Raw genomic sequence first — 24712 nt, forward strand, 5'->3', positions numbered from 1 at the left:
TAGCCGTTATGATTCTCTTTAAGCTATAAGTACGATATAATAACAAGAAAGCAATTCGTGAAAGAAGGTCATTTGATGTCAGAGCAAGAAAACCATATAACGAGAATTGAGCAAGATGGTAAAGAATATATTTTAATTGGTACGGCTCACGTATCAAAGGAAAGTGCTGAACAAGTTAAGCAAGTGATCGAAGCAGAACTACCTGATGCTGTTTGTATTGAACTTGACCAACAACGCTATCAATCGATAAGAGACGGCAACAAGTGGAAGGATATGGACATTTTTAAGGTCATTAAAGAGAAGAAGGCAACATTATTGATTATGAACTTAGCGATCTCTTCTTTTCAAAAGCGAATGGCGAAGCAGTTTGGCATTGAAGCTGGACAAGAAATGATTCAAGGGATTGAATCAGCTGAAGCGGTTGGCGCAAAGCTTGTGCTTGCAGACCGGAATATCCAAGTTACTTTTGCAAGAATTTGGGGCGGTGTAGGCTTTAAAGGAAAGATGATGCTGCTGACGCAAATTATTGCCGGTATATTTTCAAATGAAACAATCACTGAGGAAGAGCTTGAGCAATTGAAGGAAAAGGATTCAATTGATGCGATTTTAAGTGAGTTTACTGAATATTTCCCAAGTTTGAAAAAACCATTAGTTGATGAAAGGGATCAGTATTTAGCTGAAAAAATTAAACGAGCACCAGGCAAGAAAATTGTTGCTGTCCTTGGTGCAGCTCATATACCTGGTGTGACCAAAGAAATGAATCACGATCATGATTTAAAAGCATTAACAACTGTTCCGAAAAAAACAAATTGGAAAAAAGGATTAGGTTGGATTATACCGATTTTGGTTATTTCATTAATTCTATCAACATTTTTCTTAAACCCAGATGCAGGTTGGCAACAAATGCAAAGTTGGTTAATCTGGAATGGTTCATTAGCTGGTCTCGGTGCCTTAATCGCATTTGGCCATCCATTAGCCATTTTAACGGCGATTATTTCTTCACCAATCACATCGTTAAACCCGTTTATAGCTGCTGGAATATTGGCAGGATTAGTCCAAGCTTATTTTAATAAACCACAAGTAAGTGATTTTGAAAAACTTAACGAAGATGTCTATTCCATTAAAGGTTTTTGGAAAAACAAAGTCACAAGAGTGTTACTTGTCGTTATTATCACGAATTTAGGGAGTACTTTAGGAACGATTGTGGCAGGAACAGATATTGCTCGTTTATTTATTGAAAATATCATGTAACGAAGCTAACCTTTAAATCCAAACTTGTATTTAAAGGTTATTTTTTTAAAATAAGGGTTTTAATCATAACAGATTTCAATTATAATTGAATCGGTTGACAATTATATAAAAATGATCAAGCGGAGGGGTTAAACGGATGGAAGAACATGAAGATTTTAACGAAAATGAACGTCAACATTATATGCGTGGAAGGCAAATCAATCTTGTTGAGGCTGAATTAACGCCAGGGAAATTATTCTTATTTTTAGTTGCGTATTTTGTGATCCCGATTGCGGTTATTTTTGTTGCAGCAGTGATAGCGACTTTGATTGATCTTATTTTTCAAACAAATATGGTCAACTTACTTGATCAAATCCAATATCTCTCACTGTTAGAATTAGTCGCTTTTCTGATCACGATGCTGATCTTTAAAAGTGCCCGTAACTATTTACAGGGAAAATTTCAGTTTCAAGTGTTTAAGCAATGGCAAACATACCTTTTCATAATTGGTGCCTATTTTGTTGTTTACTATGCACAGTACTTATTTAATTATGTTTTAGAATGGGAGCAAGCAGGAAGTCAGGTTGGCTTGTTTGGCTTGGATCAAATTGAACTCAACTTTATAAATATTAGTTTACTTGTGATCGCCTTTGTTGTAATCGCACCAATTACAGAAGAAATCATTTTTCGTGGACTAATCTTCGGTTTTATCAAAGATAAGCTGGGATTAGCAGTTGCCCTGATCGTTTCAGCTATTATTTTTGGTATGTTACATCTGGGTCATCATTTATCAACAGCAGTGATTGGACTTGTTTTTGCCCTACTATACTACCGAACAAAATCGCTCGTAGTTCCAATCGTCTTTCATATGATTTGGAATGCCCTAGCAACTTATGGATTATTGTCCTTGGTTATTTCAAGTGGATGATTTGAATGGCGCCAATCCAGTGCGATTCACCGTCAGAATCGGCGCGACTTTAAACTTAATTATGTAAAAAGTAAAGAAAAAATATCAATAAGGTTACAATTTGAAATTGTCCCTCTATTCAGGGCATTTGTATGATAAAATATAAGTAATAAAACTTTAACTAAAAGGAGGAACATCCAAATGAAATTATGGTTTAAAAAATTGTTTGTCTTAATCGTGGCGATCATGACTTTGGGCTTTTATGTTCCTCCTCTTGATTTAGAAATTAATGCAGACACAAATGGTAAAGAAACCGAGTCAAATAAAAATACTGCGGAAAATCCGAATACATTTATTTACGATCCTCCGATTTACTTAGATGATCTAGATGACTACGAGACAACCGACCAAGATCCTGCAGCAGAACTAATTGAGGAAGCTAAGGATCACATGATTGGTAAATTAGGACCTAAAATTCATACACAGCTACGCGATGAAATATCAGAACAAGTCTTACCTAATCTAGAATTAGTCGTCTCTAACTTGATCGATACGAACTGTTCAGATCAACAATTTAATCTTTCAATTATTGAAAATCGAGTCTCTGGTTATGGGGAGAAAATCTTTGATTTATATGATGAAGAATCTGAAAAAATCATTGCTAAGTTTCACGTACGTAGGGAAAATCGTCCACTAGATGGCTATTGGTTCAATTTCCATTATCACCTAGCCCAAGATCAGTTCGAAACACATTATGAATTTGCAGACATCTATTGGAGCAAAGATACACCGCCAAAATGGATGAGCTAAAACTAGATGAGGTAAACACCTTAATCTAGTTTTTTTATGCGCATGTTTATCTTTTCTTGACTGGGGAAAAATAAACTAACACAAATTCTGTTAAGAGAGGACAAACATAATGACTAAATATGTACAAGTATATTTTCGAACAGAAGACGAAGCCGAGCAATTAAGAGCAACACTAAGTAAATTTACGACAAGTAATGTCATGCTTGATCAATTGGAAGAAAACAATCAAGGCCGATTAGTTGTGCCGTATGTGCCATATAGTGCTTCAGGGACAACTGCTGGAAATACGCAGGTTGGTTCACAGGTAATGGGCTTCCAAGATGTTGAGGATGATCAAGAACAAAGAAACATTATACTTTCATTTGAGATCGGTCAAGATGATCTCTATGATATACTTGTCGAGATTCAAAAATTAGACGGTCACGTTGATCGCTCACTATTTGACTAAAACTAAACACTCAGCATTTGCTGGGTGTTTAGTTTTAGACTTGGCTTAAATAACATAAAGATAGATACTGAAAAAGTGTGCCAATGAACCTGCTAAAATAAACAAATGGAAAATTTCATGAAAACCTAAATATTTGCTCTCTAGCCATCTAGGTTTAAGTGCATAAATTATTCCCCCGAGTGTGTAAATAACTCCGCCAGTAATTAATAAAATAAGCCCAGATAAAGCTAAATTAGCAGCAAGTGGCACGATGGCAAAAATGATTAGCCAGCCCATTAAAATATACAGTCCTGTTGATAACCACCTTGGGCTATGGAACCAAATTAATTTAAATACAACCCCGCTAATTGCTGCTAACCAAATAATACTTAGGACAACCATGCCAATCGTCCCTTGTAATGTAATGAGGCAAAATGGAGTGTATGTACCAGCGATTAGCAGGTAAATCATCGAATGATCTAGTTTTCGCAACCAAGCGATGACATTGTCTGATGCAATCACCATATGGTAAGTAGCTGATGCACTATAAAGTAAAAACATGCTAATACCAAAAATAACTAATGAACTTAACTCAAGCGTAGAATTTAATGTTTGACTCCCTTTAATCATTAAAAAAATCGTACCAATAATCGCTAAAACTGCCCCAAACAAATGGGTTAACCCATTAATGGGTTCTCTCATATAACGTTCCATAACACTATACCTCCATCATCTAGTTTTCAATACTATGTAATGAAATGATACTACATACGTGTTGAGTCGTCAATATTTACCTTTGGAGAAAAATACGCTATAATAAATAAAAACTAATAAATGAGGGTGTTACAGTGGATCAGCTAGAAAAATTAGTCGCGTCACTCCATCTTGATGATATTATTATACGAGAAGAAATCCCTAAAATTGATTTATACGTCGATCAAGTGACTCAATTGTTCGAAGGCATTTATGCTCCAGGAAAGCGTGACGAGAAAGAAAAAATTTTAACGAAAACAATGATTAACAATTATGCTAAAGGAGATTTATTGTTTCCGATTAAAAATAAACGCTATTCGAAAGAGCATATTATGTTTATTCAATTTATTTACCAATTAAAAGCGTCCTTATCAATTAGTGATACCAAAACGGCATTACAGAACTTAAACGATTCAGTTGTAGCAGGTGGGGTTGATCTTGATAAGCTGTATGATCAGTATGTTGAATTGATGGGCAAGCAAGTAGAAGATTTAACGCAATTTTTGCCGGAAATCAATCAAGAAGCTGAACAAGTTATCGAAGCAATTAACTTTGAGGATCAAGACTACTTAAGAAATTTATTCTTAATCTTTTCTTTCGTCCATAAAAGTAATATGTACCGGAAGCTTGCTGAACGTTTGACAGATCAATTAACCGAAACAGTTGTTGAAAATGACCAACAAAAAAACTAGCCGGATCTAAATTCCAGCTAGTTTTTAATTGTCTATTAATGATTTGAGAGACTTAATAGGATCAACTCTTTATTGGAGGTATAACTCCATTACTTCAGTGGAAGAGATCACACCATCGTAGATCATTAATTCGTCGATTAGGCCTTGGAAAGGTGGATCCCAATGATTGACACCTAAACCAAAGTACGCTTTGTTGTTAAACAATCTCGGAAAATCATTACCTTCAAAATAGCGCTCGCCATTTAAATAAATCATCAAGTTTCCAGATTCTGCGGTTAAAACGATATGAGTCCATTCATCTTCACTAATGAGTATGTCGGTTGAAGCATCATACCATTCATTGCTCCCCGCCCATACGATTGTCTCACCGTTATGACCAAATGGTACGACACTGATCCATTCATTTTGATTAGCTGCAGCGAAGAAAGTAGTCGTATGTTGCGTTAGTGCTTCAGGATAGAGCCAAAATGAAACCGAATACGCATCCCCCTCAATTAATCGCTCAGGTAATCTTATTCCTGATGACCCATCAAATACAGCAGCTTGACCAACAATACCGTCTGTAAAAGTGATTTCACCGTCAAGTTGATCGATGCGCTCACCAGTCGCTTCTCCATCTGCAAATTGACCAACTGAATCAGATAAATCACGATCGAAAGCATAATGAGCACTTAATGAGACCTCACGTGTACCTGAGACTGTTAAATTAAATTCTTTTCTTTCGATTACATCACCATTTTCAATTGTTGCTACTAAAGTTACCGTTTCATCATTACCTGTTGGTCTAGTTACTTTTCCATCGTTTGAAAGAACTGATGTGTTTGATGATTCCCAAGTAATTGTTGTCCCTAAAAAGCCTGATTCAATTAAATTGAGATCATCTGTTATATTATTTGGATTGCCTACTGATAAGTCTCGCTCAACATTACTAACAATCTGTTCAGCGGTTAGAGTCGATCCAGCTGACTGCACACCCCAAACAGTTACCCCTTTATTCGATAATGCTGTAAAAGACATAACCGCTTCATCTTGCACTTCATCCCATACCTCTACAAAAACACCATCATAATCAATGTTATTTATCGTAATTGTTGCGTAATAACCATCATGTGACCAAGTTCCGTCGATTGCGCCTGTAATTGTTCCATCTTCATGTAAACGGATGATTTGTGTTTCTTTTAGTTCTGCGCTGTTATCTTTGCCGTGATTAATATATTTATAATCACCAATTAAATCACCGATTGATAGTTCTTGATCGAGTTGTTCGCCAGCATAACGTTTAGGAGCGACAACTGGCCAATCATGTTTATTTAAGAACATCTGATGGATCCGAAGTTCATGAGCTTCGCCACGATTAGGAAAGCGTGTATGGAAAACTAAGAATTCCTCACCTGTTTCTTCATCTAAGAAAACTGAATTATGACCTGGTGATAAATAACCTACGCCAGGCCCCATTCCAGGTTCACCTAACTCACGTTTAAACATAAAATTTCCAAACAATTTATTACCGTATTGTGCATGATTTACATCACCAGGTAATACAGCTGGTTGATTATCTGCGTCGAGATAGGGACCATCAGGATTTTCTGATCGAAATTGCCTGACATGATATCCACCGTCAGCACCTAACCAACCATAAGTAACATATAAATAAAAGTAATTAGTATTAGGATTATATTGAATATAAGGACCTTCTCCTGACTTAGTGTAACCGCCAGATATTTTAGTTCCAAAGTAGCGATCGATCATACGCCCGTCACTAGTTTCACTATCTTCACCAGGATAAATCGCAGTTCCTGTTTCTGCATCTAACTCTAACAGGAAAATACCGCCTGACCATGACCCGTATGACATCCATAACCGATCATCTGCATCAAAAAATAAATTTGCATCAATTGCATTTGGGAAATCCCGATTGTTATACTCACCGTTGTGGTCAAACCAATTATTATTTTCGCTAGTTAAGATCCCTTGTTCAATCAAGTTTGGAATGTGTGTATTTTCCCAGTATTTATTTACTTCACTGTTCTTATCATAAGCTTCATAGTTTGTAAATCCTGAATAAACGAGTGTATCCACGTGTTGATAAGGTCCTTCAATATTTTGTGATACCGCAAAACCAATTGCTGACCGAATATAAGTTGAAGATGCACTGTAATAGATCATATAAGCGCCTGTTGATCCATCTTCATTTACATAATATTCATTCCAGAAAACCTCAGGAACCCAAACAGAAAAACCGCCATAGCTGTCTGCATCATTTTCTCCTGCCCATTCAAATGATTGTGCTAGATTTTCAGATAAATTCTCATATAAGATATTATCAGGCGTTTTATAGCCATTAGTGAATAAAGTCCAATCGATTAAATCATCAGATTTTGCTGCTTCAATATGTGTCCCAAATACATAGTAGAGATCATCTACCTTAATGATAGAAGGATCATGTACGGACACGTTTTTAAAATTAGGTTTTGTTAAATTTGATTCTCGTGTGACATCATTTATTTGAGGAGCTTTTGACTCTGGTTCAGATAAATTATTTGTCAGATCCCGATTAATAAGTAGGATAAATGCGATAACAGCAATGATTATTATACCTATAATACTTAGATGTTTTTTTGACATAAAGTGTTCTCCTTTGTAAGCGTTTATATTAACTTGTACTTACATTCTATGTATCGAGAGGTTACTTGTCAATGACTTTCCCATTGTTTTTAAGAAGCTTTTGTTTGGATGATTAAATCAGAAGTCTTAATTAGATAGCGCAATCTCCCTAAGCTGAATTTGTGAGGGCGATTGCGCTATAGCATGTCATTTACTTAAACAAGGTTATTAAATAAAGAACCAAGGGAGAATAGCAAGTGTTCCGATTACCCCAAGTGCGATGCCAAGACCGAACCCGGGTCGATATGGATCATAAGGTTGAACTGGTTGGCCATATTGGTAATATGGTGTTCCAAAGCCTTGAGTTTGGTTAGCTAGTGGTTCAATGTAAACATGTGTCGGTGTTACTTGGCGAATTACGCCTCGATGTTCTTGGCCATCAACTGTCCGAATCGCGACAGGTTTGCCGATATTATCACAACACAACTTGTAATAGTTAGGCATAGAGAATCTCCTTTCTACTTGTAGAAGTCGTTTAGTTACTTAAATGCATAGTGATAAAGCACTTATCATACTGTATGTGTGAATCGTGTAATTGTAGAGGGTATTCGTTTAGTTATTGGAAATATACTCTTCAACTTTGTTCGAAAAAATCATCAGTTGGAATATAAATTAGCTCATTGACTTTTATTTGCTGTGTAGCAAACCATTGACCAACTAAATAAGCCCCAATAGAATAACCTAAGTATTTAGGAATTGGATCGATGCCATAAATAAGATGGTGATGAAGTGGGTGATTGATCGAAATGTCTAAATGAGGTTTGATCCATTTTTCAAAAGCACCTTTTAATTCGTCGTTTACTTGGACTGATTTAGGTAATAGTGAAATATCATAAAGCTTTCTTGTGATGCATTCAGCAATCCCTTCTAAGATCAAAGTATCTTTTAAGCGGATATTGGGATCATTACCATGTAGTTTTTGGAGACGAATTGAATGGCTATATTCATGGGCTAATGTTGCATACAGCCACTTTTTGCTTGTTTGCCAATCACAGAAGAGAAAAATTTTATCAGAAAAACCTAAACCAGAAATATGTTGATCGAATTCATGAGTGTTTTGCTTGAGAACGTCGATTGGAAAGAGAAAGATACTAAGATCAGGACCCGACCACTCTTTTTGTAAGTCATTAAAATGTGATTCCACTATTGTTCGGTAATCTTGATCTAACCATTTTTTTAGGATAATCTGGGTAGAATTAGCTGGATTAAATAAACCGTGTTTTAGTAGAGTTGTCTGGATATCTCGACAAGTCCAATCGGGAAAATAAGCTCGGATAGGTTCAATTAATTCTTTTTGTTGCGTACTTAAATTCAACTGTTCAGCTTTTAAGTAGTTATGAATTAATTGATCTGTTTTAAATAGAGTCATCGTTAGTTTGTTCCGTCATTTTCTTTTGACAAAAGAACTGGTAACCGATTAATTCTTTTTGGAACGACTCAATACGATGATAGTGATGATTTAAATAGTCTAAGAAGATTTGATTTGTGTCAGGTGTAATTTTAAGCTCAGCGTCGCCATCAGTAGTTGCGGATAAAGGGAAATAATCAATTAAGTCAAATTGTCCTTTTTCAAGCGATTCAATCCATTCATCAAGTGATAAGATCGATTTAATTTGATAAAATTGTTCAACCTCTTTGATCATTTCCTGTGTTAAAGTTTGATCGCCCGTCATTTCAATTAACAGAAGGATGCCACCTGGGCGAAGCACTCGGTTATACTCACTAAGGATTGGCTCAACGTGATTAAATGAGACAACTGATTCTGAAATGATGCAATCGATTGATCCTGATTCAAAGGGGAGTTTTTGAAGCTTTCCTTGGATTAGCTCAACAGGTTTGCCTTTTAATCGCTGTTTAGCTAGCTTAATCATCGCTTGATCTTGATCGATTCCGATTAAACGGCTATTCGTTACTTCAGTCAAAAATTCTAAAGTCTTTCCCGTCCCACAACCTGCATCTAAAATGCAATGATGTTGATATTTTTTTAATTGCTCCCAAGCCTTCTTCGTTGCTGAAAGCCCACCTGGATGTGCACTCGCAATATTTAAATGAGCGAGCATCGATGTATAATTAAATTCCATATGAACCACTCCTCAGTATCTTTTAAACTTTGTATATTCTATGATTGAATTTCTTTTCGATTACATATTTACCTTCTTCTCAAAGTATAGTAAGATATTAAATAATTCTAAATAGTCTGACGTTAGATTGGTGAGGTTAAGTATGCTCGATTCCTCACAAAATAGGGTCTATTTGTTGAATGAGCATTTTTTGTTAAGAAATAATGATATAATACGAATGATTATATTTTAAAAATAGAAAATGTACGTGTTTAAGGAGTGGATAATCAAATGAAAACAGATTTAGAGATTGCGACAGCGGCTAAACTTAAACCGATTCAGTCAATTATTAATGGGCTAGACATACTTGACGAGGAATGGGAGCCGTATGGGAAATACAAAGCAAAACTATCTTTGGGATTATTAGATCGATTGAACAATGAAAAAGATGGCAATTTGATCTTAGTCACTTCAATCAATCCAACGCCTGCAGGTGAAGGTAAGTCAACAGTCACAGTAGGCTTAGGTCAAGCCTTAAAGCAACTCGGTAAAAAAACAGCGATTGCATTGAGAGAGCCGTCGCTTGGTCCAGTAATGGGGTTAAAAGGCGGAGCAACCGGTGGAGGTTATTCTCAAGTTGTTCCGATGGAGGAGATCAACTTACACTTTACTGGTGATATTCATGCGATCACAGCGACAAACAATGCATTAGCAGCTTTAATTGATAACCATATTTTCCAAGGGAATCAGGCACAAATTGATCCGCGCCAAATAACATGGAAGCGTGTTGTTGATCTAAATGACCGGGCTTTACGTCAAGTCGTTGTTGGTCTTGGTGGTGTTAAACAAGGCGTGCCTAGGGAAGATGGCTTTAATATTACTGTTGCTTCTGAAATTATGGCGATTTTATGTTTAGCAAATAGTTATCAAGATTTAAAAGCACGACTATCAAAAATTGTCGTTGGTTATCGCGTTGATTCCAGTCCTGTAACTGTTGCTGATTTAGGAGTAGAGGGTGTATTGGCGATGTTACTACGAGACGCACTCAAACCGAACCTTGTCCAGACAATTGAGGGTGTGCCTGCCTTTATTCATGGGGGACCATTTGCAAATATTGCTCATGGCTGTAATAGTTTGTTAGCAACAAGGATGGCAGGTAAATTAGCTGATTACGTAGTAACTGAAGCGGGATTCGGTGCTGACCTTGGTGCCGAGAAGTTTTTAAACATTAAATCAAGAGCTGGTAATCTTGATCCAAAAGCGGTTGTTATTGTTGCGACGACTCGTGCCTTAAAGATGCACGGTGGTGTTGAGCAAGATAAGTTAACTGAAGAAAATTTAGCTGCATTGAATGAAGGTTTATCGAATTTAGCTAAACATATTGAGACAATTGAATCATTTGGTTTACCATATGTTGTCGCACTTAATCATTTCACAACTGATACAGCTGCAGAAATTAAAGTTATTGAAGATTGGTGTCAAGCGCGTAATATTTCTTTAGCCTTAACAACAGTTTGGGCAGATGGAGGTAAGGGTGGTATTGAATTGGCTAACCAAGTGATTCAGAAAATAGCCGAACAAAAAGTCAATTTCCAACCACTTTATCCGTTAACTGCATCGATTAAAGAAAAAATCGATACCATTGCAAAGCGTGTTTACGGTGCATCTACTGTGAAATATTCTGCATTAGCCGAACAACAGATTAATGAATTTAGTCAACATGGTTGGGGAGACTTACCGATCTGTATGGCAAAAACACAGTACTCACTATCAGATCAACCTGATCAATTAGGTCGACCGACAGATTTCACAATTACCATCCGTGAACTCAGACCATCGATCGGTGCGGGATTTATCGTTGCTTTAACTGGAGAGATGTTAACAATGCCTGGTTTACCAAAACAACCAGCAGCCCTAAAAATGGATATTGATGCAACAGGTGAAATTACCGGTTTATTTTAAGTTTTCAATCGTATAATTTAATCTAGAGCTGAATTCTAAAATGTTAATGATGTCATTTAGGGTTCAGCTCTTTTTATTTAACTCGATCCTCATTATGATTGATAATCATACGTATAAGTTGGTGAAATGAGTCAAATTACTATTGCTTATATGTACATATTTGATATAATAAGTGCAAACATACATATGAGAGGGAGAACGTTATGAGAATTACAGAGATACCAACGCTAGAATTAACTATAAAAAAGGGAGCGAACCCAGAATTACCTAACGAGGTTGAAGTAGGGCTAGAAAATGGCTTAAAAGCGAAGTTTCCTGTTGAATGGGAAAATATCACTCCTGAATCGACTGAAGTTCATGGGAAGCTTAGAGTAACAACTTATCCAAATCCAATTATCGAACAACGAGCGGATCCCTATTTATATAAACATACAGACGGATATTATTACTTTACCGGGTCTTATCCATTATATGATCGGATTGTTTTAAGACGAGCAAAAACGATCACGGAATTACCAGAAGCAGAAGAAGTTGTTATTTGGGAGGCGCATGAAACTGGAATTATGTCTGAGCATATTTGGGCGCCAGAGATCCACTTTATTGATGGAAAATGGTATATTCATTTTGCTGCTGGGGAAAAAGAAGATGTATGGGCAATTAGGCCATATGTTTTAGAATGTGCGGATGACAATCCATTGACTGGTACGTGGGTAGAAAAAGGACAAGTAAACACTGAATTCCAAAGCTTCTCGTTAGATGCAACAACCTTCGAAAATAATGGCAAACAGTATTTAGTTTGGGCACAAAAAGTCGATAATGATACAATTTCAAATTTATATATTGGTGAAATGGAAAATCCGTGGACGATTAAAAATCAAGTGCTTTTATCAACACCTGAATATGATTGGGAGAAAAGTGTCTTTGCGGTGAATGAGGGTGCAGCAGTTGTTAAACGAGACAATAAAATTTTCATTGCATTTTCAGGTAATGCGACAGACCATACTTATGCTGTTGGCTATTTATCTGCTGATGCTACAGCAGACTTGCTAGATCCTAAGTCTTGGTATAAAACGCCTGAACCAGTTTTCGTAACGAGTGAAGAAACAAAAGAATATGGTCCAGGTCATAATAGTTTTAGTGTAGATGAAGATGGATATGATCTACTTGTTTACCACGCTCGACCTTATAAGAAAATTGAAGGAAATTCACTATTTGACCACAACCGTCATGCGCGGATTAAGCGACTGTTTTGGAATGAAGATGGTACACCATACTTTGGTATACCAGGTGATCAAGTTGAACCAACTGACGAACGAGTCATTGCAAAAATTAATTATCTATAACAATAAAAGGGATTGAGTAGCTCACTCGATCCTTTTTTATTTGCTTTATAATTGTTGTCAAGTTATAATAATCCTTATTAAATCAATATAATACCAATTGCATCTCCTGAATTGGGGAAAAGTGATATAAGTATCAATTTTCAGCATACTATTGACGTCTGATTCATTAAAAAGTAACATAAGTAAGTAGTTAACATAAGTATTGTCTGCTATCTTGTTCGGTTAGTCTAGATGAAATCAAGAAAAAGGAAGTGCTGGTTTTTTAAATGAACATACTACTAATTAAACAATCATCATTAGTTTGTGATGGAATTTTCGGGCTGTTAAAACGTCATTTTCCAAATAGTAAATTAACACTGTGTAACACAAATGATCTGACAGAAATCTATCAACATGGAGAAGAAGCCAACGTGATCATTATCGATATTAAAATGAATATCGATGTTCAGGAAGTAATTGACCATTTTCAAGTTAAAGATAAGCGAGTGGTTGCTTGGGTTGAAGATTTACGTGATCGACAACTTCCAGAGATCTTTAAAATGGATTTGTCCGGTTACATTTATTATGAGATTGACGAAGAAACATTGATAAAAGCGATTAATCAGGTTTATGCTGATCAGCGGTTTTTTCATTCCCAACTATCAAATCGATTATTAGATATTTATATTCAGTCACAATCCGATCAAGTTGACCCTCCAAGAGATTTAATGTCGGAACGGGAGTGGGAAGTATTACAATTATTGTCTAAAGGCTACAGTAATATTAAAATTGCTAATGAATTATTTTTATCAGACAAAACAGTAAAAAATTATGTCAGTTCTATTTTACATAAGTTAGACGTACCAGACCGAACAGGTGCAGTGCTTTATGCTTTACGCAAACGATGGGTTAACTTGTGAAATAGACAATCTTTTGAAAAGGAAGTTACTTTTCAAATTATAGATTGTCTATTTTTTTTGGATAAATAAATGATTAACGCTCATATTAAGTAGCATTAAATCTGAATGAGGAGCTACAAAACATGAGAAAACTTTTTACACTCTCACTAATTGTATTTCTATTAGTGACTACTACTACAATTGGAATGGATCTGGACGAAGAAGAAATTAAACGCCCATTTATTCCAGGTAGAGAGCAAAACTTGTTTTAATTATCTAAGCTGTGATTCGAGTTCTCTTAAAACTTGAGTTTATTTCCCTTTTAAGCGATGATTTTAGATAGAATAACAGTTTGAGAGGGGAAAGTTTGTTGACAAATAAAGATTCGCTTTGGCCACTAAAGATGTTATTATTTTGTTTTTATGGGGCTAATACAATGGTCGTTAGTTTTTTGCCATTACTATTAACTTACCGCGGTTTAAGTGGTCAAGAGATTGGATGGGTGCTGGCAATTGGCCCGGCAGTATCAATTGTTGCCCAACCATTTTGGGGATTTATAAGTGATAAATTTCAAACGGTCAGAAAAGTATTGATCATGACTTTAATAGGTCTATTGATCAGTGGATTTTTCTACTTTCAAGCCAAAAACTTAATCATCATCTTGGGATTATCGATTGTTTTTTACTTTTTTCAATCATCAATTGCTCCCTTATCCGATAGTCTCGCTCAACGAAGAGCAGAACAACTCGGTGTTCCATTTGGATCGATCCGAACGTGGGGCTCAATCGGATTTGCTACTTTTTCAATTTTAATTGGAGAAATTGTCGACTGGACAGGCATTCAATATTTAATTATTCCTTATTTTATGATGGCCTCTGTGACATTATTTATTAGTACACGTGTAAAAGATGTGACAATTGAAAGAACATCAATTCAAATTAAGGACTTACAAAAATTATTTAAAAATCCACCGTTAATTTTATTTTTGGCTGCATTATTTTTAGTCGCTGTAACCCATCGAATGAACGATTCATATATGAGCTTATTCATTAATCAGTTAGGTGGAGGCGACAATCTCGTTGGAATTGCCTGGTTTGTCGGAGTCGTTAGCGAGGCATTAGTCATTGCATTTGCGGGTAAGTGGTTAAAAAAATTACACCCACTTATTTTTATTGTTGCTTCTGGACTAATTTTTTCTTTAAGGTGGATGTTGTATAGTTTAATTACAACCCCAAGCTTGATTATCATCTTTCAAGTACTAAATGGTTTATCATATGGTGTTTTTTTTGTAATGTCATTTCAATATGTGACGAGATTGATCCCCGTCCAACTGCAAACAAGTGGACATTTATTGTATTCAACAGTCATCTTTGGGATATCGGGGATCGTTGCTTCGCTGGGTGGTGGCTACTTGTTTGAACAATTTGGTGGGGCTACTTTGTATTTTGTGATGGCAATTTTAGCTCTGCTTGGATCTTGCTTCATTTTGCTATATCATATAATTATTAGAAAAACAACAAGAGTCGTATGAATGAATTCCGGTTATCGTGTTAAGGGGGGCTAATATGAAGCAGGAGAGAATCACTAAGGTTTGTTTATTAGCGGGGGAAATCATGTTGAAAAATGGTGCCGAGACGTATCGAATTGAGGACACAATGACTCGAATTGCTCAAGCATACGGGGTGGAAGATGCTCAGATTCATGCGACGCCAACCGCAATTATGTTTGCTGAAGACATGACTTCACCAACTAATTTTGTGCGAATTAATGTAAGGGCGACCGATCTAGACAAAGTATCAAAGGTGAATAGTATATCCAGACACATTTCTGCTGGTAAATTAACTGTCAAAGAGGCACGTGAAAAACTCCTCGAAGTTGAAGCGAATAGTGAAACATATCCAAAGTGGTTGCAAATAGCTGCAGCTAGTTTTGCTAGTGGCTGTTTTACGATTATGTTTCAAGGGAGTTGGCTTGAATTTTTACCGGCAATTATTGTCGGCATGATCGGTTATTATTCGATGCTCAGTTTTCATGAAGTCCTTAAAATTCGCTTTTTTGCTGAATTTTTAGCATCTGTTTTCTTAGCTTTATCCGCGTTTTTAGTGATTATGATTCACTCAGGATTAGATATTGATAAAATAATCATTGGTTCAGTGATGCCACTTGTTCCCGGGCTCTTAATTACTAATGCAGTTCGTGACTTAATGGCAGGGCATTTGGTATCAGGGATTACTAAAGGTGTGGAAGCAATTCTAACAGCTCTTGCAATTGGAGCGGGAGTTGCTGTTGTCTTATTAGTCTTTTATTAATCATTTTGATGAGGTGGTTAGATGCTATTTGAACAGTTAATTGTAAGTTTTTTTTCTGCTGTAGGCTTTGCAATTATCTTTAATGCACCAGTAAACGTATTATGGCAATCCGGCACGGTCGGTATGGTCGGGTGGTTTGTCTTTATAGGATTATCACGAATCTATGATCTGAATATTGTAATCGCAACATTACTTGCTTCGGTTGTAGTTGGAATCGCAAGTCAAATCCTCGCAAAACGTTTCCGGACGCCAATTATCATTTTTAATTTGGCTGGGATTATTCCGCTCGTTCCTGGAGGGATGTCTTATGATGCGATGCGTTTTTTTGTTGTTAATGAGTACGATGCCGCGATCGCAGCAGGAGCGACAGTTGCGATGATATCAGGTGCGATTGCACTCGGATTGATTGTTTCTGAAATCATTAATCAACTGATTCGAAATATGAATTGGAGAAAATATCATAGCGAATATGATCGAAAAGGGGTTGCCAGCTTGGACTCAGATTAAATCGCTCTAAGCCGAATAAGTGCATTAATGGAATGGGTTCGTTAAAATAAAGGTATCATGTAAATGTAGGAGGTGGCTCTCTATGATTAAATTGAAAAAATCAACAGGGGAAGCACATAGAATAACAAATGATGGTGGTACGGTTCAAATTGCAAAGTCAGGTAGAAGTGATATAGATGCTTTTACACCAGGTGATTTCATTAATAGTTCAATTGCTATTTGTATGGGTCTAACTTTAGATGCCTTAATTGAAAGAGACGGGTTAGATATTCCAGGTTATACAATTGAAGTTGATGGAACGAAAGACCAAGAAGCTCGCCCATCACGAATGGAAAAGTTCGATGTTAAAGTTATCTTTGATGCAGAGGTTGATGAAAAGTTAAGAAATCGTCTCGTCAAATCTGCTAAACGTGGCTGTACAATGGGTAACACAATTGAACACGGTGTCCCAATCAACGTCACATCAGAATAAATCAAGTAAATTTTACAAAATTAAACAAAAACACCAGTAGCATTGCATAAACTTTTCTTTCCTATGTCAATTTTTATCGTTGTGGTTTGAGATAACGGATATTGATCGATCAATACAACCGCTACGGGAAAATATTTCGCTTACCGCGGGCGTGCCTCGGGCGCACAGGATGTGGGTCAGTTAGACGTTGGGACTGCGGTTACTCGTCCCACCAAAAGATCTGCCACACGACGTGGCGATCTTAGTCTAACATTCCCCCAAGTGGATCTTCGGCTCACGCTTTTCCCGCTGGTGTCTTCATATTTTCCCTACGCTCATGTCTGCTTTCCTACAGAATAAAAAAGAGCTTTTGCAATTCAACGCAGGAAAGATACAATTTAGCAGATGAGAGATGTGTAGACTCCCACGGGAAAAGCAAGAGCTTGAGATCCACTTTGACAAGCGGTCTTTGCTTGGCTAAGTTAGCTCAAGCCTTGGGACTGGGACTGCGGTTACTCGTCCCACCGAAGACATTTGCGATTACTCGTCCCACCATAAACACCTGCCCGTAGGATAAGGAAAGCTTCTTCGAAAACGCATCGCACGAAGAAAATTGATCTTTATTTTCGAGGAAAGCGAAACATCTCTCAGCTGCGGGTGTGATCCTCTCACTTAGAACTGATCATATCACTTGATTTTATCTTAACTTTTTTATGCTGCGCTACTGAAAAAACACCTAAAATTCTTGAATCTCAATGTTTTTAGGTGTTTTTTATTTGTCATGAGAGTTTATCAGTTAATTCAATTAAATGAATATTTATTCAATAATAAAATAAATATAAATTAATTATACATAAATATTGCATAAAAATACATCATCGAGTATAATAATTAATCACAATGGTAATAAGGAGTGTTGATTTAAATGAAAGTAGCAATCGTTGGGGGATCAGGCTATGGTGGCGTTGAACTAGCACGATTATTACAACAACATCCAAACGTAAACCTGACTCAAATCATTTCACATTCACAAGCAGGAGCAAATTTTTCAGAAATTTATCCGCAAATGACAACAATTATTGATGAACCAATGAAAGACTTAAACTTAGAAAAACTAGCTGACGACATTGACCTAGTATTTTTAGCAACACCATCAAACGTCAGCCACCGATTCGTTTCAGACATACTTGAAGCAAACTTAAAATGCATCGACCTTTCTGGTGACTTGCGACTGAAAGATCCAGCATTATATAAATCGTGGTACAACTTTGAAACTACAGCCGAAGCATACTTAGATCAAGCTGTTTATGGATTAAGTGAAATTTACCAAGACCAGATTTCAGAAGCAAACCTTATTGCCAATCCGGGTTGTTTTCCAACAGCCGGCTTACTTGCTTTAATCCCATTGATTGAAAACCAGATCATTTCAACCGAATCAATTATTATTGATGGAAAAACAGGTGTATCAGGTGCTGGGCGCGGCTTATCATTAAATGTACACTTTTCTGAGATGAATGAAAATACAAAAGCTTATCAACTCGGCAATCATAAACATATTCCTGAAATCGAACAAGAACTATCTGAAAAATCAAATGATTCAATCATGGTGAATTTCACACCTCATATTATACCGATGACTCGTGGGATCTTAATGACGAGTTATACGAATTTAATGATTGAACAAACAAATGAGCAAATTACTGAACTTTATCAGTCATATTACCAAGACCAACCTTTTGTCCGAATTAGAGAAAATGGTCAAATTCCAAGTACAAAAGAAGTTTATGGGAGTAATTATTGTGATATCGGATTTCAAGTTGACTCAAGAACAAATAAATTAATCGTCGTGTCTGTGATCGATAACTTAGTAAAAGGGGCTTCTGGTCAAGCGATTCAAAACTTAAATATAATGGCTGGTTGGGATCAACGAACAGGCTTACACCAAATCCCAATTTATCCATAGGGGGGTAATTATAATGCGTACAACAATAGATAAAGTGAAGATAAAAAAAGTCGCAGGTGGCGTGTCGGCGCCAATCGGCTATCAGTCAGGTGGGCTTCGTTGTGGGATTCGAAAAGAAAAACTCGATCTAGGCTGGCTTATTTCTGAAACACCAGCAGATGCATTTGCTGTTTATACGAAAAATCTTTTTCAAGCTGCTCCGTTAAAAGTGACCCAAGCGAGTCTTGCGGTTAAGCAAAAACTACGTGGAATCATCGTTAACTCAGGGATTGCCAATGCTTGTACTGGTGATCGTGGCTTAAATGATGCCTATCAAATGAGGGAGCAGATGGCAGAAAAGCTTACAACAGAAAGTCACTATATAGCGGTTGCCTCTACAGGCTTAATTGGTGAGTTTTTACCTATGGATAAGGTAACGAAAGGAATCAAAGCAATCAATTTCGATCAACAGTCTCCTGAATCATTTGAATCGGCAATTTTAACGACAGATACGAGAGAGAAAAAGATTGCCTTGCAGATGAAGATCGATGATCAAGTTGTTACAATTGGTGGTGCTGCCAAAGGATCAGGAATGATTCATCCGAACATGGCAACAATGTTGGGTTTCATTACAACTGATGCCGTTATTGACCCAATTGTGCTTGAGCAAGAGTTGAAGGATCAAACAAATCAGAGTTTTAATATGATCACAGTCGATGGTGATACATCAACGAATGATACGGTTGTTGTCATGGCTAATGGTCTAGCAAATAACCAATTGCTCAATCGAGATCATCCAGAATGGCTGATTTTCACTGAAGCGCTAAGCGAGGTTTTTCAATTTTTAGCAAAAGAAATTGCCCGTGATGGTGAAGGTGCGACAAAGTTGGTTGAAGTTGAAGTTGAAGGAACTGAAACTGAAGCGGATGCGCGTAAAATGGCTAAAGCGGTAATTAGCTCAAACTTAGTTAAAACAGCCATTCACGGTGCTGATGCGAATTGGGGTCGAATTATTACTGCAATTGGCTATAGCGGTGTCCAGTTTGATCCCGATCAGGTCATTGTCAAAATTGGTGACAAGACGGTAGTTGAAAATGGATTACCAAAAAGATTTGACGAAGCTGAGCTAAAACATGACTTAGAGCAAGATGAAGTAAAAATATTCGTTAAGGTTGGCTCATCGAATCAAATCGCCCGAGGTTGGGGTTGTGATTTATCATATGAATATATTAGAATCAATGCTTTATATCGAACATAAATGAGGTGTAGAGATGTCATATTTAGTTATTAAATGTGGGGGAAGTATTGTTGATCAGCTTCCAGAATCGTTTTTTCAAGATTTAGTGAATCTTCAAGAAACGAAGAAAATCAAGCCAATTATAGTCCATGGCGGTGGTCCGATGATTACGAGCCAATTGAAACTAATGAATGTAAAAACAACTTTTGTTAATGGTTTGCGTGTAACGACGAAAGAAGTTTTGGATGTTGTTGAAATGGTTTTAAGTGGATCAGTGAATAAAAAAATTGTCCGCCGTATGATTGACCAAGATGCTAAAGCAATTGGGATGAGTGGGATAGATGGTCAATTGCTCGAAGCAACGCCGATTCAAGATGTGGCTAAGTATGGTTTTGTTGGTCAAATCAAAAAGGTGAATCTAGAACTCATTGATTCGTTACTTGATCAAGATTATATTCCAGTCATCTCTCCGATTGCGATTGGGCAAGATCATCAACATTACAATATTAATGCCGATGTAGCGGCCTCAGCAATTGCCTCATCATTACAGGCACCACTTTGTTTTATTAGTGATATTCCTGGTGTCCTCGTCAATGATGAAGTGCTTCATTATGCAGACCAAGTAAAGATTGAGCAATTAATTGAGGATCAGACGATCAATGGTGGCATGATTCCAAAAGTTCAAGCTGCTCTTGACGCCTTAACTGCTGGTGCTTCAGAAGTGTCAATTGTGAACGGAATGGATGAGCATGCACTGTTTGATTTTATTCAAGGCGAGAAAATTGGCACGCGAATTCAATTGAAGGAGATTAGTTATGCTTAAGGATTTTAGTGCAGTTATGCCGACATATAATCGGTTTCCAATCACACTAACGAAAGGTGATGGGAGCTATGTTTGGGATCAAGACGGAGTAAAATTTTTAGATTACACGGCTGGAATTGGTACGTGTAACTTGGGGCACCGACCGAAGTCAGTAGAAATTGCTTTAGCACGGCAGTTAGGTGAGCTGTGGCATTGTTCTAATTTATATACAATTCCAAATCAAGAACTACTTGCTGAACAACTCGTGAAGCATAGTGTTTTTGATCAAGTCTTTTTCAGTAACAGTGGTGCTGAAGCAAATGAAGCAGCAATTAAATTAGCACGGCGTTATGCACAGAAGGTAAAACAGACCGATCAATATGAAATTGTCACTTTTAAGCAATCGTTTCACGGGCGTACGCTTGCGACTCTAGCTGCAACGGGTCAGGCTAAAATTCAAGCTGGATTTGAGCCGAAAATGCCAGGCTTTCGCTACTTACCTTATAATGATTTAGCAGCATTGGAACAACTGGTGCGCCCAGAAACATGTGCCGTTATGCTTGAGCTAATTCAAGGTGAGGGTGGTGTGCATCCAGCTGACCAAGTATGGTTAGATCAACTTGTCTCTCTCTGTAAGACAAATGACCTGCTCTTGATTATTGATGAGGTGCAAACAGGAATGGGTCGTACCGGCACACTTTTTGCCTATCAGCAATACGGGATTGAGCCAGATGTGATTACACTTGCCAAAGGTTTAGGTTCTGGATTTCCTGTCGGTGCAGTTTTAGCTAAAAAAGAAGTTGCTCGAGCTTTTACTGCGGGTGCACATGGATCAACATTTGGCGGTAATCCTTTGGCGACAGCTGCCGGTTTAGCAACGATCGAGCAAATGACCTCAGCTGAATTTTTACCAATGGTAAAAGAGAATAGTGATTATTTATGGGGGAAGTTACAGACGCTATGCGGTCAAATGAATCAAGTTAAAGGGTTGCGTGGTAAAGGCTATTTAATTGGGATTGAGCTTGAAGGACAAGCGATCGATTATGTTAATCGAGCAAGAGAGGAACAACAACTATTAATCCTCGTCGCCGGCCCACAAGTCGTCCGACTACTACCACCCCTAACAACAACAAAACAAGAAATCGCTCAATTTATTATCCGACTTGAAAAAGTATTAGCAGATTAACAAAAAAGGCAGCTTCCTTTATGAAAAGGATCGCTGCTTTTTTATTAATAATTTATTTTTTGTTAAATTGATGGGCTGAGTGATCGTTGCACTTGGATTGAGCTCAATTTAAATAAGTCATTAACTAGTTTGTTCATGAACAGGTGGTTTTGCCAATGGCTTTCGTTTGTCCTCAGAAACAATCCATGCTAAACCAAAGACAATAATGACCCCACCCGTTATTTGAGCAATTGAAATCATTTCATTAAATAAAAACACACCAGCAATTGATGCTGCAGCTGGTACAAAATAACGGAAGAAGTTTGATTTCGTCGCACCAACTTGTTTCATTGAAAGATTCCAAATAATAAAAGCTAATACTGAACAAACGACAACATTATAAAAGATGATTAACCATGTGACGCCATTGATATTGGACCAGAGTACAGCATCCCATTTGTTAACTGTAAATGGAATCATAAAGATTGATCCAAATAAGATATACCAAGTTGTTACTCTCAATGGAGAGTATTTTTTCATCAGAGGCATATAAGATAAGTTAAATAAAGCACCGAGAATACTGATTGAAAAGGCGAGAATATTTCCAATCATATAATCGGAACTTAAACTAAAGCTATCTTCCCCACCTAGAATGATTAATGTCACCCCGATAAAAGCAATTCCACCACCAATAACAAGTCTCATCGTCATTTTTTCACGAGTAAATAATGGTGCAAACAAGGCAACAAAGATTGGCCATGGTGCAACATTTAACAATGATGCATTAGCAAGTGTCGTAAACTTAATCGAGTACATCACGACAATTTCTAAAATTGTTATCCCGAATAAGCCGATAATTGCTAGCATAAGTAAATCTTTTTTATCAACTTTAACGCTACCTTCTTTGAATTTTAACACGAGAAATAAGATTGGTACTGCTAGCCCGAAACGGATCAAGACGAAAATCTCCGCAGGGAATATGTCCATCCCTAGTCGTGAGACGCCAAAATTCACGCCCCATACAATTGAAACAAAAATAAGTCCAAGATAATAAATTGATTTTCCTTTCATTATTGCCACACCCAGTCTTATGTATATTGAATCTGCTAGTAGTGTATAGACATTGGTGTAGTACTGTCAAGTTTTGATCGTTTAAATCTTGATCACGTGAAAGGTGTAAAGTAGGAGTAAGTTTTGATACAATTTAATCAAATACATCACGCAACACCTAAATGAAAGTTAAAAAACAATAATCAATTTGAATGATTCGTATTTTATCGCAAAGTAAGTGGCAATGCTTTACTAGATTAGTTCTATTTATATGTACGCACTCACTTAAAAAGTGAATTATTCATATGACAACCTGTCATATGAATAATTCAGGAATAATTAATTTTAATGAGTACATTTAATTTTAAAGATTACAATACGAGGAGTGTTAACAATGAATGAGACATTTAAAGCTTATCGATTAGAAAACAATAACGGAGAACTGGTGCGTGGTGTCCGACAACTGACTGAACTTGATTTACCAGAGGGTGAAGTGTTAATTCGTGTTCGCTATTCTAGTGTGAATTATAAAGATGCAATGGCTAATATGTCGGATAGTCCAATTATTAAAAACTATCCAGCAACTCCGGGAATTGATCTCGCCGGACAAGTAGTTGAATCAGCAGATGATCGTTTTACTGAAGGAGATCCAGTGATTGTGACTAGCTATGATCTCGGTGTCAGTCATGACGGTGGCTATAGTGAATATGCACGCGTTAAAGCGGAATGGGTTATACCACTACCAGAAGGAATGACTTTAAAGCAAGCGATGATTTACGGAACAGCCGGTTTAACGGCAGCACTTTCAATTGACCAATTGCAAGCTCAACAAGTTTTGCCTGAGAGTGGGACTGTTTTAGTAACGGGTGCTTCTGGTGGTGTTGGGAGTATTACGACTGCAATGCTTGCTAACCTCGGCTATCAAGTCGAAGTGAGTACAGGAAAACAATCAGCCCATCCATTTTTAAAGCAACTTGGTGCTAAGTCGATCATTGATCGAACGACAGTTACTGGTGAAAAAATTAAAGTGATTGATAAACAAACTTGGGCGGGTGCCGTCGATCCAGTTGGTGGAGACACCTTAGCCGCGATTCTTAGTAAATTAAACTATAACGGGGTAGTCGCAGTGAGTGGTTTAACAGGTGGAATTAAAGTGCCGACGTCCGTATATCCATTTATTTTACGTGGTGTTCGGTTAATTGGGATTGACTCCGTCTATTGCCCAATGGAAAAAAGACAAGCAATCTGGGATCGGATGGCAACTGACCTAAAGCTAACTGATCAACAATTCGATCACATTACCAATCAGGTCATTCGTTTAGAGCAATTAGAAGAAACGTTACCTAAACTCTTATCCGAACAATCATTAGGTCGAATAATTGTTCAAATTTAATTTTCTCTTAATATTTCAATGTTTTCTTATTGAATGTACGTACGAATTGTATTAATATCCCGAGTTTGACACTTAATTAAATGAAAAACCCTCTAAATCCTTGATGTAAAAGGGTTTAGAGGGTTTGTTT

General features: G+C 37.0%; 24 protein-coding genes. 18 read left to right on the forward strand and 6 right to left on the reverse strand.

The annotated features are described in order from the left end of the window. Positions 1–75: 75 nt before the first annotated feature. From ABD814_RS00345 to ABD814_RS00360, 4 genes are all read left to right on the forward strand, one after another. Positions 76–1251 (forward strand): TraB/GumN family protein, encoded by a 1176-nt coding sequence (locus ABD814_RS00345; RefSeq protein ID WP_344909289.1) that lies wholly within the window; start codon positions 76–78, stop codon positions 1249–1251. Positions 1252–1387: 136 nt separating this feature from the next. Continuing rightward, positions 1388–2158: a CPBP family intramembrane glutamic endopeptidase gene (locus tag ABD814_RS00350; RefSeq protein ID WP_344909291.1), complete on the forward strand. Its 771-nt coding sequence runs from the start codon at positions 1388–1390 to the stop codon at positions 2156–2158. A 180-nt stretch (positions 2159–2338) separates the two neighbouring features. Beyond that, a complete protein-coding gene (locus ABD814_RS00355; protein WP_344909293.1) occupies positions 2339–2947 on the forward strand; it encodes a YpjP family protein in 609 nt (202 codons plus the stop codon). 109 nt (positions 2948–3056) lie between these two features. Next, positions 3057–3395 carry a hypothetical protein gene (locus tag ABD814_RS00360; protein ID WP_344909295.1) on the forward strand — a complete coding sequence of 113 codons (339 nt, stop codon included), beginning with the start codon at positions 3057–3059 and terminating at the stop codon, positions 3393–3395. Positions 3396–3440: 45 nt separating this feature from the next. Here the strand turns inward: ABD814_RS00360 and trhA are convergent, their stop codons facing one another. Then, positions 3441–4088: a PAQR family membrane homeostasis protein TrhA gene (trhA, locus tag ABD814_RS00365; protein ID WP_344909297.1), complete on the reverse strand. Its 648-nt coding sequence runs from the start codon at positions 4086–4088 to the stop codon at positions 3441–3443. Between the two features lie 134 nt (positions 4089–4222). On the opposite strand from trhA, the gene ABD814_RS00370 reads away from it, so the two are divergent. Further along, positions 4223–4819 carry a DUF1836 domain-containing protein gene (locus ABD814_RS00370; RefSeq protein ID WP_344909299.1) on the forward strand — a complete coding sequence of 199 codons (597 nt, stop codon included), beginning with the start codon at positions 4223–4225 and terminating at the stop codon, positions 4817–4819. 69 nt (positions 4820–4888) lie between these two features. On the opposite strand, the gene ABD814_RS00375 is transcribed toward ABD814_RS00370, so the two are convergent. From ABD814_RS00375 to ABD814_RS00390, 4 genes are all read right to left on the reverse strand, one after another. Continuing rightward, positions 4889–7444 (reverse strand): LamG-like jellyroll fold domain-containing protein, encoded by a 2556-nt coding sequence (locus ABD814_RS00375; RefSeq protein ID WP_344909301.1) that lies wholly within the window; start codon positions 7442–7444, stop codon positions 4889–4891. A 207-nt stretch (positions 7445–7651) separates the two neighbouring features. Then, positions 7652–7927: a hypothetical protein gene (locus ABD814_RS00380; RefSeq protein WP_344909303.1), complete on the reverse strand. Its 276-nt coding sequence runs from the start codon at positions 7925–7927 to the stop codon at positions 7652–7654. A 130-nt stretch (positions 7928–8057) separates the two neighbouring features. Beyond that, on the reverse strand, positions 8058–8852 hold the full coding sequence (locus ABD814_RS00385) for a DUF2268 domain-containing putative Zn-dependent protease (protein WP_344909305.1): 795 nt from the start codon (positions 8850–8852) through the stop codon (positions 8058–8060). Beyond that, complete coding sequence (locus ABD814_RS00390) at positions 8839–9564, reverse strand: class I SAM-dependent methyltransferase (RefSeq protein WP_344909307.1); 726 nt, start codon at positions 9562–9564, stop codon at positions 8839–8841. The genes ABD814_RS00385 and ABD814_RS00390 overlap by 14 nt, the downstream gene beginning before the upstream one ends. A 270-nt stretch (positions 9565–9834) precedes the next feature. Here ABD814_RS00390 and ABD814_RS00395 point away from each other — a divergent pair, with 270 nt between their 5' ends. The 12 genes from ABD814_RS00395 to argD all read left to right on the forward strand — a co-directional run bounded on the left by ABD814_RS00395 (position 9835) and on the right by argD (position 22160). Beyond that, on the forward strand, positions 9835–11505 hold the full coding sequence (locus ABD814_RS00395; protein WP_344909309.1) for a formate--tetrahydrofolate ligase: 1671 nt from the start codon (positions 9835–9837) through the stop codon (positions 11503–11505). Between the two features lie 203 nt (positions 11506–11708). Then, positions 11709–12848: a family 43 glycosylhydrolase gene (locus tag ABD814_RS00400; RefSeq protein WP_344909311.1), complete on the forward strand. Its 1140-nt coding sequence runs from the start codon at positions 11709–11711 to the stop codon at positions 12846–12848. Positions 12849–13114: 266 nt separating this feature from the next. Further along, positions 13115–13747 carry a response regulator transcription factor gene (locus ABD814_RS00405; protein WP_344909313.1) on the forward strand — a complete coding sequence of 211 codons (633 nt, stop codon included), beginning with the start codon at positions 13115–13117 and terminating at the stop codon, positions 13745–13747. Positions 13748–13869: 122 nt separating this feature from the next. Continuing rightward, the gene (locus ABD814_RS00410; RefSeq protein ID WP_344909315.1) at positions 13870–13998 is read left to right on the forward strand and encodes a hypothetical protein; all 129 of its coding nucleotides are present in this window, start codon (positions 13870–13872) and stop codon (positions 13996–13998) included. Positions 13999–14096: 98 nt separating this feature from the next. Beyond that, positions 14097–15257 carry an MFS transporter gene (locus ABD814_RS00415; RefSeq protein ID WP_344909317.1) on the forward strand — a complete coding sequence of 387 codons (1161 nt, stop codon included), beginning with the start codon at positions 14097–14099 and terminating at the stop codon, positions 15255–15257. Between the two features lie 34 nt (positions 15258–15291). Beyond that, a complete protein-coding gene (locus ABD814_RS00420) occupies positions 15292–16035 on the forward strand; it encodes a threonine/serine exporter family protein (RefSeq protein ID WP_344909319.1) in 744 nt (247 codons plus the stop codon). Between the two features lie 21 nt (positions 16036–16056). Next, positions 16057–16542, forward strand: a complete 486-nt coding sequence (locus ABD814_RS00425) for a threonine/serine exporter family protein (protein ID WP_344909321.1) — start codon at positions 16057–16059, stop codon at positions 16540–16542. An 82-nt stretch (positions 16543–16624) separates the two neighbouring features. After that, positions 16625–17014, forward strand: coding sequence for an OsmC family protein (locus tag ABD814_RS00430; RefSeq protein ID WP_344909323.1), 390 nt, complete (start codon positions 16625–16627; stop codon positions 17012–17014). 904 nt (positions 17015–17918) lie between these two features. After that, a complete protein-coding gene (gene argC / locus ABD814_RS00435; protein ID WP_344909325.1) occupies positions 17919–18956 on the forward strand; it encodes an N-acetyl-gamma-glutamyl-phosphate reductase in 1038 nt (345 codons plus the stop codon). Between the two features lie 10 nt (positions 18957–18966). After that, positions 18967–20193 carry a bifunctional glutamate N-acetyltransferase/amino-acid acetyltransferase ArgJ gene (gene argJ / locus ABD814_RS00440; RefSeq protein WP_344909337.1) on the forward strand — a complete coding sequence of 409 codons (1227 nt, stop codon included), beginning with the start codon at positions 18967–18969 and terminating at the stop codon, positions 20191–20193. A gap of 13 nt (positions 20194–20206) precedes the next feature. Then, the gene (argB, locus tag ABD814_RS00445) at positions 20207–20995 is read left to right on the forward strand and encodes an acetylglutamate kinase (protein ID WP_344909327.1); all 789 of its coding nucleotides are present in this window, start codon (positions 20207–20209) and stop codon (positions 20993–20995) included. After that, positions 20988–22160 carry an acetylornithine transaminase gene (gene argD, locus ABD814_RS00450; RefSeq protein ID WP_344909329.1) on the forward strand — a complete coding sequence of 391 codons (1173 nt, stop codon included), beginning with the start codon at positions 20988–20990 and terminating at the stop codon, positions 22158–22160. The genes argB and argD overlap by 8 nt, the downstream gene beginning before the upstream one ends. A gap of 120 nt (positions 22161–22280) precedes the next feature. Here the strand turns inward: argD and ABD814_RS00455 are convergent, their stop codons facing one another. Beyond that, on the reverse strand, positions 22281–23210 hold the full coding sequence (locus ABD814_RS00455) for a DMT family transporter (protein WP_344909331.1): 930 nt from the start codon (positions 23208–23210) through the stop codon (positions 22281–22283). A 373-nt stretch (positions 23211–23583) separates the two neighbouring features. On the opposite strand from ABD814_RS00455, the gene ABD814_RS00460 reads away from it, so the two are divergent. Next, positions 23584–24582, forward strand: coding sequence for an acrylyl-CoA reductase family protein (locus tag ABD814_RS00460; protein ID WP_344909333.1), 999 nt, complete (start codon positions 23584–23586; stop codon positions 24580–24582). The last annotated feature ends 130 nt before the right edge of the window (positions 24583–24712 follow it).

This window comes from Amphibacillus indicireducens (assembly GCF_039539605.1).
Lineage (GTDB): Bacteria > Bacillota > Bacilli > Bacillales > Amphibacillaceae > Amphibacillus > Amphibacillus indicireducens.